Below are 14,131 nucleotides of genomic sequence, written 5' to 3' on the forward strand. Positions count from 1 at the left end.
CCTTTTCTTGGGGGTGGTGGGGGTTTCACGTCGCGGGGGCAGCGCCGCCGGGCGGGCGGCCGGCACCCGACGGGTCCCGCGCCTCTCGCTTTTTGTCGTCCGTCCCCCTACCCGGACCGGGTCCGGACCACAAGTGACGGACCGTGTGACGGTCGTCACCCACATCCCCCGGAGGTCGACCCCGGGACGGGTCTACGCGAACGCCACTAATTTAATATGTAAAATTGTACGGCTATTCACTGTAAATCCCCCCCACCCCACACGCATCAAATCGTTATCCGGAGTTCAGCATTCCGACCGGCCGGCCGGTACCGGGAGCCCGGAAGCGGAGACGACAAAGGGGCCGCTTACCGGACCCGGCGGAGTCCGGTAAGCGGCCCCTTTGAAAGAGCCTTTGGCCTATCAGGCCTCAGTGCGCTGAGCCGGAATCCCGGCCAGCAGAGCGCGCACCTCCGCCTCACGGTAACGGCGGTGACCGCCGAGCGTGCGAATGGACGTCAGCTTGCCGGCCTTGGCCCAGCGGGTGACCGTCTTCGGGTCCACGCGGAACATGGTGGCAACCTCTGCCGGCGTCAGCAGCGGCTCAGCATCAGGGGTACGAGCGGTCATGAGCGGCCTCCTCGGGAGAACCGAACCAGGGCGGTTCTATCCTTCAAATTCTGCACCTTGGCCCGCGATGCCCGAAATGGCATAGACGGGCCGAGTCGGTTATAGGACGAACGGCTTGTCCTGGTGTCTACAACTACACCATCCGTCCAGCCCTATCGACCAAACCGCCAAAATTGACCCCTCACGGGTTCAAGGCTGACGGATGGCGATGGACCACCCCATAACGGACAGTCACGCGTTGATGACGTCCGGTTACGAAGGGACCAGACCCTCCGTTTCCCCGCAAAGCACGCATCGACTCCAGAACCACCCAAAAGTGGGCACGCTCACGTGAAGTTGGGCTGGTTGTCCCATTTTTGCACATAGGGGTAAGTTCGCGTCAACGGTGAGTAGTGTCACGTTCGACAGCTATTGACCCGAACCAGGACCTTGGTCATCAGCTGCGCGGTCCCAAGGCCTCTGACAGTCATACACGGGCGGTCGGACGTCAGTTCGCGTACCGCAGCGCCAGCACCCGGCGCCACCGCGCCGTCAGTTCCCCGTACACCCGCAGCGCCTCCGCGGCGTCCCCCGCCCGCAGCGCCCGCAGCCCCTCCTCCAGCTCCCCCGCCGAACGGTCCGCCAGCAGCCGTTCCGGCCCCAGCAGATGCACCAGGCCCCCGTAGTCCAGTTCCACCAGCGAACGCGGGTGGAACTCCTCCAGCCAGCGTCCGATCCGCTCCGCCCCCCGGACCAGGTCCCCGTCCGGCACCGCCTCGCGCAGCGCCCGGTAGGCCCGCGCCACCCGCCGGCGCGCCTGCGCCATCGGCACCAGGTAGAACAGCGCCGCCGGCCGGCCGTCCCCCTCCCCTCCTCCGGACGCTCCCGCGCCCGGCTCCGGCGACCCGCCGGGCACGAAGCAGCGGTCCTCGTCCCCGAACGGCAGGAACCAGCGCACCGGGACCTCCCACCGGCTGGTGAGGATCCACGGCCGGGCGTCCGGGTGCTCGGCCCGCCAGCGCTCCAGGTCCGCCTCCGCGGCCTCCCGGGCCGCCGGCGGCAGCGCGGTGTCCAGCAGCACCACCGGCGCACCCGCCCGCAGCTCCTCCAGCGCCTGCCAGCTGCGCAGCCTGGTCGCCCACGGGCAGACGTACAGGACGCCGTCCACGACCCGCAGGTACGCCCGTCCGCTCTCCCGCTCGGGCAGCGCCCGGGGCGTCCGGGCGGCCAGCTCCGCGAGCGCCTCCCGCTGCTCCTCCAGGACCGCCGCCGCCACCGGCCGCGCCGCCTCCGCGGCGTCCGGACCGCGCTCCGCCGCGTAGGCCTGCCAGCGCGCCCGGTCGGGCTCCGGGTAGGCGGCCAGCGGCTCGTAGACCCGCAGGTGGGCGGCGTAGGGCGGCTGCACCGCAGTACGTACGACGGTCACGTCCTGCATGGTCGCACGCGCCGCGCGGGCCCGGGAGAGCGCGCCCCCGAACCGTTCGCGCCCGCACCGCGCACCCCCGTCCGTCTCACCCCTCGGACAACCGGCACAAGCTCGGACAAGAGGGCCGATCGGCGGCGCCCACCCGACTACGCTTCGCCCTAGGCGCCCGCACCACAGCAGCGGGCCTTCGATACTGGAGTCACCACAGTGACCGACGTACAGACCCCCGCCACGCACCCCGCACCCGGCGTGCTCAGCAGGATCTTCCGCACCGAGCAGGACGGCGCCCCCGGCGACGGCCACGAGCAGGTCGTCCTCTGCCACGACCGCAGCTCGGGCCTGAAGGCCATCATCGCCATCCACTCGACCGCCCTGGGCCCGGCCCTCGGCGGCACCCGCTTCTTCCCGTACGCCTCCGAGGAGGCGGCGCTGGAGGACGCGCTGAACCTCTCCCGCGGCATGTCCTACAAGAACGCGCTGGCCGGGCTCGACCTCGGCGGCGGCAAGGCCGTCATCATCGGCGACCCGAACAAGGACAAGAACGAGGCGATGCTCCGGGCCTACGGCCGCTTCGTCGAGTCCCTGCGCGGCCGCTACATCACCGCCTGCGACGTGGGCACCTACGTGCAGGACATGGACGTCATCGCGCGCGAGACCGACTTCGTGACCGGCCGCTCGCCCGAGCACGGCGGCGCCGGCGACTCGTCCATCCTGACCGCCTTCGGCGTCTTCCAGGGCATGCGCGCCTCCGCCCAGGCCCGCTGGGGCCAGCCGACGCTGCGCGGCAAGCGGGTCGGCGTCGCGGGCGTCGGCAAGGTCGGCCACTACCTGGTCGGCCACCTGGTCGCGGACGGCGCCACCGTCGTCGTCACCGACCCCTTCGAGGCCGCCGTCAACCGCGTGCGCGCCGCCCACCCCGAGGTCGAGGTCGTCGCCGACACCGCCGCCCTGCTCCAGGCCAAGCTGGACGTCTACGCCCCCTGCGCCCTCGGCGGCGCGCTGACCGACCCGGTCGTCGCGGCGCTGGGCGAGTTCGGCACCTCGATCGTCTGCGGCGCGGCCAACAACCAGCTGGCCCACCCGGGCGTCGAGAAGGACCTCGCCGACCGCGGCATCCTCTACGCCCCGGACTACCTGGTGAACTCCGGCGGCGTCATCCAGGTCGCCGACGAGATCGAGGGCTTCAACTTCGAGCGGGCCAAGAACAAGGCCACCAAGATCTTCGACACCACGCTGGAGATCTTCACCCGGGCCGCCACCGACGGCATCCCGCCGGCGGTCGCCGCCGACCGCCTGGCCGAGAAGCGGATGCGCGAGATCAGCGCGCTGCGCACGGTCCTGCTCCCGGGCGCCCGCCGCAGCTGATCCGGCTGCCGGACCGGACCCCGGACGCGCGGGGGGCTGCCACCGCGGCCCCCCGCGCATCACGATGTGGAACCGGATTCTCACTTCTCCGCCCGAACGGGTGATCCGAGGTCCCCCTAGGGGGGATAATCAGTCCTGGAACGACGGACCCCAGACACCTCCGGACAGCGCGAAAATCGCCGCAAAACCTCCCTTGACCTGGAAAGACCTGGTCTCGGGTGCAGTCGGTGCGCGCCACGTCACACCGACGACGTACCGTCCAGCGGCGGAAACAGGTACCGTTAATGCTCCAAGGGACGGCTTCTCCCATTCGGGCAGGCCGGTCCTGATCATGAACACGTGTCAGACTCGGGGCCGTGAGCCCCATCGTTGAGGGGGTCGACCCATGGGGCGCGGCCGGGCCAAGGCCAAGCAGACGAAGGTCGCCCGCGAGCTGAAGTACAACAGCGGCGGGTTCGACGCTAACCGTCTGTCCAACGAGCTGGGCGTATCGCCGTCCACCTCTCCGATCGAGCCGGAGCCGATCGAAGAGGAGGAGGACGACGACCCGTACGCGGAGTACGCCGCCCGCTACGCCGACCTCGACGACGAGGACGACAACGAGCCGGGCACCGGGGCCTCGCAGGCCTCCCGCCGCTCGTAACAGCAGCTCCACCGGACCGGTCCGGGCGCCCAGGGCGCCGGGCCGGTCTTCGGCGTTCCCGCGGACCGGGCGGCCGGGCGGGCCCCGCCGCTGGCCGCAGGGGTGCGGGCCGCCGGAGGCGGGCGGGCGGACGACGGCACAGGGCCCCGCCGGCAGTGCCGACGGGGCCCTGTGGTCTCCCGGTCCGGATCAGACCGTCCGGAAGCCCTCGTAGGCGTTGTAGAGGGCCGCGCCGCCCTCATGCTCGTCGGTGCGCTCGACGATGTCGCCGAGCAGCCAGGCCTCGACGCCGCGGTCCTCCAGGATCGACAGCACGGCGTCCACCGAGTGCGGCGGGACGACCGCGACCATGCCGACGCCCATGTTGAGCGTCTTCTCGATCTCCAGGGTGGCCACGTTGCCGACCTCGGCGACGGTCCGGAAGACCGGCAGCGGGGTCCAGGTGCCGCGGTCCAGGCGGGCGTGCAGGCCGTCCGGGACGACCCGGGCCAGGTTGGCCGCCAGGCCGCCGCCGGTGACGTGCGAGAAGGCGTGGACCTCGGTCGCGCGGGTGAGCGCCAGGCAGTCCAGCGAGTAGATCCGGGTCGGCTCCAGCAGTTCCTCGCCGAGGGTGCGGCCGAACTCCTCGACCTTGCGGTCGAGCTTCCAGCCGGCCTCGTTCAGCAGCACGTGGCGGACCAGCGAGTAGCCGTTGGAGTGCAGGCCGGAGGCGGCCATCGCGATCACCACGTCGCCGGCCCGGACCCGGTCCGCACCGAGCAGCGCGTCGGCCTCGACCACACCGGTGCCGGCGCCCGCCACGTCGTACTCGTCCGGGCCCAGCAGGCCCGGGTGCTCGGCGGTCTCGCCGCCGACCAGGGCGCAGCCGGCGAGCGCGCAGCCCTCGGCGATGCCCTTGACGATCGCGGCGACCCGCTCCGGGACGACCTTGCCGACGCAGATGTAGTCGGTCATGAACAGCGGCTCGGCGCCGCACACCACGAGGTCGTCGACGACCATGCCGACCAGGTCGTGGCCGATGGTGTCGTGCTTGTCCATGGCGGCCGCGATGGCCACCTTGGTCCCCACGCCGTCGGTGGCCGAGGCCAGCAGCGGCCGCTCGTAGTTCTTGAAGGCGGACGCGTCGAAGAGGCCGGCGAAGCCGCCGAGACCGCCGACCACCTCGGGGCGGTTGGCCTTCTTCACCCACTGCTTCATGAGCTCGACGGCGCGGTCGCCCGCCTCGATGTCGACACCGGCGGCGGCGTAGGTGGCGCCGTTCTGGTTGGAGGTCACTGCGTGCGGCCCTTTCGGGTCAGGTGGGGTGGTTCGGATCGGCTGGGTCGGGCTGCGGGGGGTGGAACGGCGGTGGGGTCCCGGTTCGCGGGACCCCACCGTGGGAGCGCTACGGGCGGCGCAGCGCGTCGGCCGCGCCCGCCCCGCCGAGCAGCGACTGGACGCCGTCCGGGTCGCTGCCGCTGGTCGGCTTGCCGCGGACGGCCGGCTGCTGCCGGCCGCCCTTGATCTCGGCCTCCAGCAGCAGCTTGCCGAGCAGCGCCGGGTCCGGCAGCTCCATCGGGTACTCGCCGTCGAAGCAGGCCCGGCAGAGCTTGTCCTTGGGCTGCGTGGTGGCCTCGATCATGCCGTCGATCGAGATGTAGGAGAGCGAGTCGGCACCGAGGGTGCGGCCGATCTCCTCGATGGTCATGCCGTTGGCGATCAGCTCCGCGCGGGTGGCGAAGTCGATCCCGAAGAAGCAGGGCCACTTCACCGGCGGGGAGGAGATCCGGATGTGCACCTCGGCGGCTCCGGCCTCGCGCAGCATCTTCACCAGCGCGCGCTGGGTGTTGCCGCGCACGATCGAGTCGTCCACGACCACCAGGCGCTTGCCGGCGATGACCTCGCGCAGCGGGTTGAGCTTGAGCCGGATGCCGAGCTGGCGGATGGTCTGGCTGGGCTGGATGAAGGTGCGGCCCACGTAGGCGTTCTTCACCAGGCCGGAGCCGTAGGGGATGCCGCTGGCCTCGGCGTACCCGATCGCGGCGGGGGTGCCGGACTCGGGCGTCGCTATCACCAGGTCGGCCTCGACCGGGGCCTCCTTCGCCAGGCGGCGGCCCATCTCCACGCGGGAGAGGTGGACGTTGCGACCGGCGATGCTGGTGTCGGGGCGGGCCAGGTAGACGTATTCGAACACGCAGCCCTTGGGCTTCGCCTCGGCGAAGCGGGAGCTGCGCATGCCGTTCTCGTCGATGGCGATGAGCTCGCCGGGCTCGACCTCGCGGATGAAGGAGGCGCCGCAGATGTCGAGCGCCGCCGTCTCGGAGGCGACCACCCAGCCGCGCTCCAGCCGGCCGAGGACCAGCGGGCGGATGCCCTGCGGGTCGCGGGCGGCGTAGAGGGTGTGCTCGTCCATGAAGACGAGCGAGAACGCGCCCTTGACCTTGGGCAGGACGACCTTGGCCGTCTCCTCGATGGAGAGGTCCGGGTGGCCGGCGAGCAGCGCCGTCACCAGGTCGGTGTCGTTGGTCGCGGCGGTCCGGCCGGAGCGCGAGACGTGCTCCTCGCCGGGCAGTTCGGCGACCATGGCCGCCAGTTCGGCGGTGTTCACCAGGTTTCCGTTGTGCCCGAGGGCCAGCGAACCGTGCACGGTCGCCCGGAAAGTCGGCTGGGCGTTCTCCCATACCGAGGAACCGGTGGTCGAGTAGCGGGCGTGTCCGACGGCGATATGCCCGTGCAACGACCCCAGGGAGGCCTCGTCGAAGACCTGGGAGACGAGTCCCATGTCCTTGAAGACGAGAATCTGGGAGCCGTTGCTCACTGCGATGCCCGCGGATTCCTGACCGCGGTGCTGCAGGGCGTAAAGGCCGAAGAACGTGAGCTTGGCGACCTCCTCGCCGGGAGCCCAGACACCGAAGACGCCGCAAGCGTCCTGGGGGCCTTTCTCACCGGGAAGAAGATCGTGGTTGAGTCTTCCGTCACCACGTGGCACGCCTTCGAGTCTAGGGCAGTTGGCACGGGCTTCCGGAACCCGGGATGCCGGGATTGTCGGACAGCCGGTGAGTAACGCGCGTAGACAAAACCCCTTACGGGCTGGGGATTTCGGCTCGCCGGAATTCCGCCGGGCGGCGGTTGGCCTTGTGGTTCGCGCCTGTTGGGGAGTTCCGTGTGCGGAACGGAGCGGGTCGGGGCGCGGCCGAACGTGAGCCTGCTCACCCGGCGTTCACTCCGGCTTCACGCGGCCGGCAGCAGCAGGCCCCAGGAGCCCGGGTGCACCGTCCAGGTCCGGGCGCGGACCGGACCGACCGGGTGGCCGTCCGCCTCGTAGCCGAAGCCGCGGCCGACCACCGAGACGCTCGCCGCCCGGGCCCGCACCAGGGCGCCGGAGGCCCGGACGACGATCTCCATCTCGCCCGTCCCGTCCGAGGCGCCGGACGGCAGGGTGACCTGGACCAGCCGGACCGGCCGGTGGACGTCCGCGAGCAGCCGGCCGTCGGCCTCGACCCGGACCCGGGGGCTGTGGTCGGCCCCGTCCGGAGTGAGTGCGTTCGCCTGCTCGGCCGCAGCCAGTTTCGCCCATAGCGAACGCCAGCCACTCGTACGGCCCACGGTCCGGCGCCCGCCCCCGCCGGTGATCCGCACCCCGCCCAGCGCCACCCCGCCGCCGTCGTCCACCAACAGGTCCAGCCGGCGCGGCGCGCCCGACAGCACCGCCCGCGCGGCCCGGACCGGCTCGCCCGGCACGCCGAGTGCACGGGCCGCCGCCAGCTCCTCCGCACGGCCGACCGGAACCATCCCCACCGGTTCCGTGCCCAGCTCACGCTGCCGGTGCAGTGCCTGCAGCACCCGCTGCAGGGCGAGGTCGGAACCGATCACCACCGGTCGCCGCCGACCCCGGTGCGAAAGCACCCGGTCGAGTTCGGAAGGGCTCTCCGGATAGACCACCTTCACGTCCGCGCCCCCGCAGAGCACGTCCTTCGCGATCCGCACCGACTCGCCGTCGGTCTGCCGGGCCACCGGGTCGAGGAGCAGCAGGAGCGGCTCGGGGCCGCCGGTTGCAGGCGTGGACAGGGACGACACGACCGGTCCTTCCTCAGGTAATCTCTCGGTGCAAGAGCCCCTTGCGCCATTGCGCCAGGGGCTTCGTCTATCTCGGGGCAGACTGCGGCCTACGCAGGATGCCCCAACCGGAAGGGGTGTACGCCTGTGCCGGCACTCGTGCTCGTTGGCGCTCAGTGGGGGGACGAGGGCAAGGGGAAGGCCACCGACCTCCTCGGCGGCTCCGTCGACTACGTCGTCCGCTACCAGGGCGGCAACAACGCCGGTCACACGGTGGTCATCGGCGACCAGAAGTACGCCCTGCACCTGCTCCCCTCCGGCATCCTCAGCCCGAACGTCACGCCGGTGATCGGCAACGGCGTCGTGATCGACCCGGCCGTGCTGCTCTCCGAGCTGGCCGGCCTGAACGAGCGCGGCATCGACACCTCCAAGCTGCTGGTCTCGGGCAACGCCCACCTGATCACGCCGTACCACCGCACCCTGGACAAGGTCACCGAGCGCTTCCTCGGCAAGCGCCGGATCGGCACCACCGGCCGCGGCATCGGCCCGACCTACGCGGACAAGATCAACCGCGTCGGCATCCGGGTCCAGGACCTGTTCGACGAGTCGATCCTGCGCCAGAAGATCGAGGCGGCGCTGCACGACAAGAACCAGGTCCTGGTCAAGCTGTACAACCGCCGCACCATCCCGGCCGACCTGGTGGTCGAGGAGTACCTGGGCTACGCGGAGAAGATCAAGCCCTTCCTCGCCGACACCACCCTCGTCCTGGACGAGGCGCTGAAGGCGGACAAGGTCGTCCTGCTGGAGGGCGGCCAGGGCACCCTGCTCGACGTCGACCACGGCACGTACCCCTTCGTGACCTCGTCGAACCCGACCGCGGGCGGCGCCTGCACCGGCGCCGGCATCGGCCCCACCAAGATCGACCGGGTCATCGGCATCCTCAAGGCCTACACCACCCGTGTCGGCTCCGGCCCGTTCCCGACCGAGCTGCTCGACGCGGACGGCGAGGCGCTGCGCCGGATCGGCGGCGAGCGCGGTGTCACCACCGGCCGTGACCGCCGCTGCGGCTGGTTCGACGCCGTCATCGCGCGCTACGCGACCCGGGTCAACGGCCTCACCGACTTCTTCCTCACCAAGCTGGACGTGCTGACCGGCTGGGAGCAGATCCCGGTCTGCGTCGCGTACGAGATCGACGGCAAGCGGGTCGAGGAACTCCCCTACAACCAGTCGGACTTCCACCACGCCAAGCCGATCTACGAGACGCTGCCGGGCTGGACCGAGGACATCAGCAAGGCCAAGTCCTTCGCCGACCTGCCGAAGAACGCCCAGGCGTACGTGAAGGCGCTGGAGGAGATGTCGGGCGCGCCGATCTCGGCCATCGGCGTCGGCCCGGGCCGCGACGAGACGATCCAGATCAACTCGTTCATCTGAGCCCGACCGGCCGGAGGCCGGGCACGTCGAAGGCCCCGTGGGACCCGTCCCGCGGGGCCTTCTCGCTGCCCGGGATCCACAGTTTGAACTAGTGCAAATACCTATTGCATCTAGTGCAGAGCGCCGCTACGTTCGGAGCATGACCGCGAAGCTGCCCACGCCCGTCACCCTCACCGGCCGCCACATCCGCCTGGAGCCGCTGGAACGCCGCCACCTCGCCGGCCTCTGGGACTCCATCGGCCACGACCCCGAGGTCTGGCGCTGGGTCCCCGTCCGCGTGCCCGCCACCGAGGAGGACCTGGGCGCGCTGCTCGACGTCCGCCTCGCCGAGGCCGCGGGCGGGGAGTCGGTGTACTTCGCCGCCGTCGACCTCGCGAGCGGCACGGCGGTCGGCGTCACCGGCTACCACGACTTCAGCGCCGAGAACGAGTACCTGGAGATCGGCGGCACCTGGTACGCCCGCTCGGTGTGGCGCACGGCCGTCAACACCGAGGCCAAGCTGCTGCTGCTCACCCACGCCTTCGAGGAACTGGGCATGGGCCGCGTCTTCTGGAAGACCGACGCCCTCAACGAGCGTTCGCGCACCGCGATCCGGCGCCTCGGCGCGCAGTTCGAGGGTGTCCACCGCCGCGACCGGCTCCGCCCCGACGGCACCTGGCGGGACAGCGCCTACTTCGCGATGCTCGCCGACGAGTGGCCGGCCGCCAAGTCCCGCCTGGCGGAGCGGCTGGCGCGGGGCTGACACGGGGCTGACGCGCGCTCAGCCGACGGGCAGGGCGGACACCGTGTCCCTGATCCAGGCGAACACCAGCTTGCCGTCGGTGCTCAGCCGGCAGCCGAGGGCCTCGCCTCCGGGCTGGTACGCCGGGTCGGTGAAGGTCCACCTGAGGCGTCCGGTGGCCGCGTCGAGGGCGTGGACGCAGGGCACCGCGTGCGGCTCCCGCGGGACCTCGCCGGGGACGAAGACGGTGCCGCCGGCCCGCACCGGCGGCTGCGAGACGGACGGGTCGCCGGGCAGCGGGCAGGTCCAGCGGACCTTCCCGGTCTCCGCGTCGACGGCGGAGAACGAGCGGGCGCCGAGGCTCAGGTACAGCGAGCCGTCGGCCACCGCGAAGTCGCCGATCCGCCCGGCCCGCGGGTCGAGGCGCCACACCTGCCGGCCGTCCCCCAGCCCGACCGCCTGCAGGCCCGTGCCGTCCACCGCGCAGTAGGCCCGCCGGTCGTCGCACCGGACCGGCCGGGGCGTCGAACTCCCCGTCCCCGCCCGCCACATCCGCCCGCCCGAACCGTCGGCGCGACGGGCGACCACGTCGTTCCCGTTGTCGAGGTGCAGCAGGACGCCGCCGCCGACCGCCCCGGGCGAGTCCAGGTCGGAGGAGTCCGGGTCCTCCTGGAACCACTCCCGGCCGGACAGGTCCCGGTCCGTGCACAGGATCCCGACGACGGTGGCGCCCTCGCCGTCGACCGGTGCGACGGAGACCTTGAGGTAGAGCCTCCGGTCGGTCGCCGCCAGCAGCGACTCGAACGCGACCCTCCTGCCGGCCCCCATCAGGTCGGCCGCGGCGTCGCTCGCCGAACCGTCCGCGAGCGCCAACCGGCGCAGCGTGCCGGACAGTTCGTAGAGGTCACTGCCGCCCACCAGGTACGACGTGTTCCCGGCGCCCTTGTTCTCCCAGCGGCCCTCGCCGGTGGCGGCGTCCACCGCGAGCAGGGTGTCCGCGTGGAGCAGCACCAGGTCGTCGACCACCAGACCCGGGCGCGGGCCCGCGTCGGTGCCCTCGGTGGCGACGGTCCACACCGGCTCGGGCGGGGCCCCCGTCCCGCCGCGCGGGGAGTCCGGGCGGGTCAGGGCCCAGGTCGCGGCGCCGGCCGCGGCGGTGACGGCCAGGGCGCCGCCGGACAGCAGCAGCCGGCGCCGGGAGAGCGCGCCCGGACGGGAGCCGGCCCCCTCCTGCGGCACCGGCGCCACCGGCCGCACCGAGGGGTCCGAGGGGTCCGTCACGTCCACCCGGGTGCGGTTGCGCGCGATCGTCGGGGCCTCGGACGGCCCCCCGCCGACACGGAGCGGCGCCTCCAGGTTCATCACCGTCGCCGCGTGGCGGGCCAGCCCGGCCGCCACCGGGGCGGGGAGCCACTCTCCGTCGGCGGCCCCGACGGAGAGCAGGGCCCGCAGGTCCGCCGGGAGCGGGCGCCGCGCCGGATCCTTGCGCAGGCACTGCTCGACGACCTCGCGCAGCGCGGGCGGCACGTCGGCCAGGTCGGGCTCCTCGTGCACCACCTTGTAGACCTGGGCGGCGACACCCGCGGCGCTCTCGAAGGGTCCGTGCCCGGTCACCGCGAAGACCAGGACCGAGGCGAGCGAGAAGACGTCGCCGGGGGCACCGGTCGGCAGCCCGCCGGCCTGCTCGGGGGACATGAAGCCGGGGGAGCCGATCAGCCCACCGGTCCTGGTCAGGTCGTCGTCGTCGAGCGCCCGGGCGATGCCGAAGTCGATCACCCGCGGGCCGTCGGCGGTGAGCAGGACGTTGGACGGCTTGAGGTCGCGGTGCACCAGGCCGGCGCCGTGGATCGCCTCCAGCGCCTCGGCCAGCCGGGCGCCGAGCGCACGCGCCGAGGGCTCCGGCAGCGGGCCGTGCTCGTGGACGGTCCGGGACAGCGGCGGGCCGGGCACGTACGCGGTGGCGAGCCAGGGGGCGGGGCCGTCCGGGTCGGCGTCGACCACCGGCGCGGTGTGCACGGCGTCCACCGCTCGCGCGGCCGCCACCTCGCGACGGAACCGGCTCCGGAACACCGTGTCCCGGGCGAGTTCGGAGCGGACCACCTTGACCGCGACGGTGCGTCCGCCGGCCGAGCGGGCGAGGTACACCTCCCCCATGCCGCCCTCCCCGAGCCGGGCGAAGAGCCGGTACGGGCCGACGGCCTCCGGGTCGGTGTCGTGCAGTGGCTCCATCGCGTCCCCCCGGCGAGCGTCCACCGGCGGAGGCGCCGGCGTCGCCGGTGATCGTACGGGAGCACACGGCCGTCCGACGGGGTGGGTGTCACCGCCCCCGCCGGCCACCGCCGGCCCGGGAACGGGCCGTCATTTCCGCTCGCCGCCCGCGGAATGGCCCGCCGCGATCCCCCGCTTCGCCGGGCGGGGTTGGCGGGGCTGGAGGGTCACCAGCCAAACCAGCCAGCCGACGAACAGGACGGCCAGGAGGAGTACGGACAATGCGGCGACGAGAAGCCCATTCACCGGGACGCGGAAATGCGGCGGGAAGGACGGGGACGGTGGGGAGGACGGAGAGGCGAGGGAAGGGGCATGGCTGTCTCCGGTCGGTGATGTCGGGCGCCGTGACCATGCATCTGGTGTGTATTTACGGCTGATTGAGGACTGTTTAGGCGGCAACAAGTCAGCGAGTGACACGGACGACCATAGGGTCAGGGTGCCAGAGTTGCTACCGAGCGGGAGAACGTTCACTCCATCGTGGGGTATCCCCCATTTTGGTAGCTAGGGCCCTGTATGCACGGCACACTTCACCGGAAGCATCGACCGCAGCCGCGATCCGGAGAAGAGAGTCATGCCACCCCGCTTGTCGCCGACCGTGCGCCAGCAGCGCCTCGGAATCGAGTTGCGCAGGATGCGCGAACGCGTGGGCGTGACGCCCAAGACCCTGGCCGTCACCATCGGCACCGACCTGCCCAAGATCTCCCAGATGGAGAACGGGAAGTCGGGCATCAGCGCGGACCGACTGCGGACCTGGGCGCGCAGCTGCGGCTGCGAGGACGGCCCGTACCTCGACGCGCTGCTCGCCATGACGCAGGACCGGCGCAAGTACTGGTGGGACAGCTACCGGGGCCGGCTGCCGAACGCGATCATCGACATCGCGGAGATGGAACACCACGCGGCGTCCCTGTCCATCCTGAACAGCACCTTCATCCCCGGCCTGTTGCAGACCCCGGAGTACGCCGCCGCGGTGTTCGAGCGCCTCCCCCCGCAGTACCGGCAGGAGGCCGAGGTCCGGAAGGCATTCCGGATTCGGCGCCAGCAGATCTTCGTCGACCACCCGAAGCCGTACAGCGCATTCCTGCACGAGTCCGCGCTGCGCATGCAGTTCGGCGGTCCGGAAGTGCTCCGCGAGCAGTTGCGGAGCCTGGTGGAGAATTCCGAACGGCCCGGGGTGGAGATCCGGGTGATCCCGTTCAGCGTGCCCACCTACACGGGGTCCGGGGAGAGCCTCTACCTCGCCCGCGGGCCGGTCCCGGAGCTCGACACCGTCCAGATCGACCTCTCCCACGGTCCGAAGTTCGTGCACTCCGAAGCGGAATTGGACTCCTACCGACGGATCAAGGAGAAGACCGCGGCGATCGCGCTCGGGCCGGACGAGTCCCGGGACTTCATCCGGACCTTACTGAAAGACTTCTCATGAGCATCTGGCGCAAGGCCTCGGCCAGCGGAGAGAGCACCGACTGCGTCGAGGTCAGGGCGGCGGGCGGGCTGGTGGAGATCCGCGAGTCGGACCGCCCCGAGGTGATCGTGCAGACCACGCCGCGCAAGTGGGCCGCCTTCGTCCGGGGAGTGAAGGCCGGGGAGTTCGACCGCTACGGCGACCTCACCCGGCCCTGACGACAGCCGTCCGGACCGGCGGCGGCGGTAGGCTTGG

At 71.8% G+C, this 14,131-nt stretch carries 12 protein-coding genes; 6 read left to right on the plus strand and 6 right to left on the minus strand.

Features of this window, described 5'->3' with window-relative positions:
* Positions 1-402 precede the first annotated feature (402 nt).
* On the minus strand, positions 403-609 hold the full coding sequence (bldC, locus tag ACFV04_RS12850) for a developmental transcriptional regulator BldC (protein ID WP_014137253.1): 207 nt from the start codon (positions 607-609) through the stop codon (positions 403-405).
* A 487-nt stretch (positions 610-1,096) separates the two neighbouring features.
* A complete protein-coding gene (locus ACFV04_RS12855) occupies positions 1,097-2,014 on the minus strand; it encodes a hypothetical protein (protein ID WP_360257913.1) in 918 nt (305 codons plus the stop codon).
* A 207-nt stretch (positions 2,015-2,221) separates the two neighbouring features.
* On the opposite strand from ACFV04_RS12855, the gene ACFV04_RS12860 reads away from it, so the two are divergent.
* Both ACFV04_RS12860 and ACFV04_RS12865 read left to right on the plus strand, forming a co-directional pair.
* Positions 2,222-3,379, plus strand: a complete 1,158-nt coding sequence (locus tag ACFV04_RS12860; protein WP_380341703.1) for a Glu/Leu/Phe/Val dehydrogenase dimerization domain-containing protein — start codon at positions 2,222-2,224, stop codon at positions 3,377-3,379.
* Positions 3,380-3,764: 385 nt separating this feature from the next.
* The gene (locus ACFV04_RS12865) at positions 3,765-4,022 is read left to right on the plus strand and encodes a DUF3073 domain-containing protein (RefSeq protein ID WP_360257915.1); all 258 of its coding nucleotides are present in this window, start codon (positions 3,765-3,767) and stop codon (positions 4,020-4,022) included.
* A gap of 189 nt (positions 4,023-4,211) precedes the next feature.
* On the opposite strand, the gene purM is transcribed toward ACFV04_RS12865, so the two are convergent.
* From purM to ACFV04_RS12880, 3 genes are all read right to left on the minus strand, one after another.
* The gene (purM, locus tag ACFV04_RS12870; RefSeq protein WP_380341702.1) at positions 4,212-5,297 is read right to left on the minus strand and encodes a phosphoribosylformylglycinamidine cyclo-ligase; all 1,086 of its coding nucleotides are present in this window, start codon (positions 5,295-5,297) and stop codon (positions 4,212-4,214) included.
* Positions 5,298-5,406: 109 nt separating this feature from the next.
* Positions 5,407-6,990: an amidophosphoribosyltransferase gene (gene purF, locus ACFV04_RS12875; protein ID WP_360257920.1), complete on the minus strand. Its 1,584-nt coding sequence runs from the start codon at positions 6,988-6,990 to the stop codon at positions 5,407-5,409.
* A gap of 242 nt (positions 6,991-7,232) precedes the next feature.
* A complete protein-coding gene (locus ACFV04_RS12880) occupies positions 7,233-8,078 on the minus strand; it encodes a diacylglycerol kinase family protein (RefSeq protein ID WP_380528831.1) in 846 nt (281 codons plus the stop codon).
* Between the two features lie 126 nt (positions 8,079-8,204).
* Here ACFV04_RS12880 and ACFV04_RS12885 point away from each other — a divergent pair, with 126 nt between their 5' ends.
* Positions 8,205-9,488 (plus strand): adenylosuccinate synthase, encoded by a 1,284-nt coding sequence (locus ACFV04_RS12885; RefSeq protein WP_360257925.1) that lies wholly within the window; start codon positions 8,205-8,207, stop codon positions 9,486-9,488.
* 139 nt (positions 9,489-9,627) lie between these two features.
* Positions 9,628-10,230, plus strand: coding sequence for a GNAT family N-acetyltransferase (locus ACFV04_RS12890; RefSeq protein WP_380528833.1), 603 nt, complete (start codon positions 9,628-9,630; stop codon positions 10,228-10,230).
* 18 nt (positions 10,231-10,248) lie between these two features.
* On the opposite strand, the gene ACFV04_RS12895 is transcribed toward ACFV04_RS12890, so the two are convergent.
* Positions 10,249-12,438 carry a protein kinase gene (locus ACFV04_RS12895; protein WP_380528835.1) on the minus strand — a complete coding sequence of 730 codons (2,190 nt, stop codon included), beginning with the start codon at positions 12,436-12,438 and terminating at the stop codon, positions 10,249-10,251.
* A gap of 610 nt (positions 12,439-13,048) precedes the next feature.
* On the opposite strand from ACFV04_RS12895, the gene ACFV04_RS12900 reads away from it, so the two are divergent.
* A complete protein-coding gene (locus ACFV04_RS12900; protein ID WP_380341690.1) occupies positions 13,049-13,897 on the plus strand; it encodes a helix-turn-helix domain-containing protein in 849 nt (282 codons plus the stop codon).
* On the plus strand, positions 13,894-14,094 hold the full coding sequence (locus ACFV04_RS12905; protein ID WP_360257935.1) for a DUF397 domain-containing protein: 201 nt from the start codon (positions 13,894-13,896) through the stop codon (positions 14,092-14,094). Before ACFV04_RS12900 ends, ACFV04_RS12905 begins: the two co-directional genes overlap by 4 nt.
* Positions 14,095-14,131: the final 37 nt, after the last annotated feature.

The organism is Kitasatospora sp. NPDC059599 (assembly GCF_042735125.1).
Lineage (GTDB): Bacteria > Actinomycetota > Actinomycetes > Streptomycetales > Streptomycetaceae > Kitasatospora.

What these genes read in the sequence shown, in the direction of transcription:
- bldC (WP_014137253.1), bottom strand. Translation starts at nt 609, where the DNA reads ATGACCGCTCGTACCCCTGATGCTGAGCCGCTGCTGACGCCGGCAGAG.
- ACFV04_RS12865 (WP_360257915.1), top strand. Translation starts at nt 3,765, where the DNA reads ATGGGGCGCGGCCGGGCCAAGGCCAAGCAGACGAAGGTCGCCCGCGAG.
- ACFV04_RS12890 (WP_380528833.1), top strand. Translation starts at nt 9,628, where the DNA reads ATGACCGCGAAGCTGCCCACGCCCGTCACCCTCACCGGCCGCCACATC.
- ACFV04_RS12895 (WP_380528835.1), bottom strand. Translation starts at nt 12,438, where the DNA reads ATGGAGCCACTGCACGACACCGACCCGGAGGCCGTCGGCCCGTACCGG.
- ACFV04_RS12900 (WP_380341690.1), top strand. Translation starts at nt 13,049, where the DNA reads ATGCCACCCCGCTTGTCGCCGACCGTGCGCCAGCAGCGCCTCGGAATC.
- ACFV04_RS12905 (WP_360257935.1), top strand. Translation starts at nt 13,894, where the DNA reads ATGAGCATCTGGCGCAAGGCCTCGGCCAGCGGAGAGAGCACCGACTGC.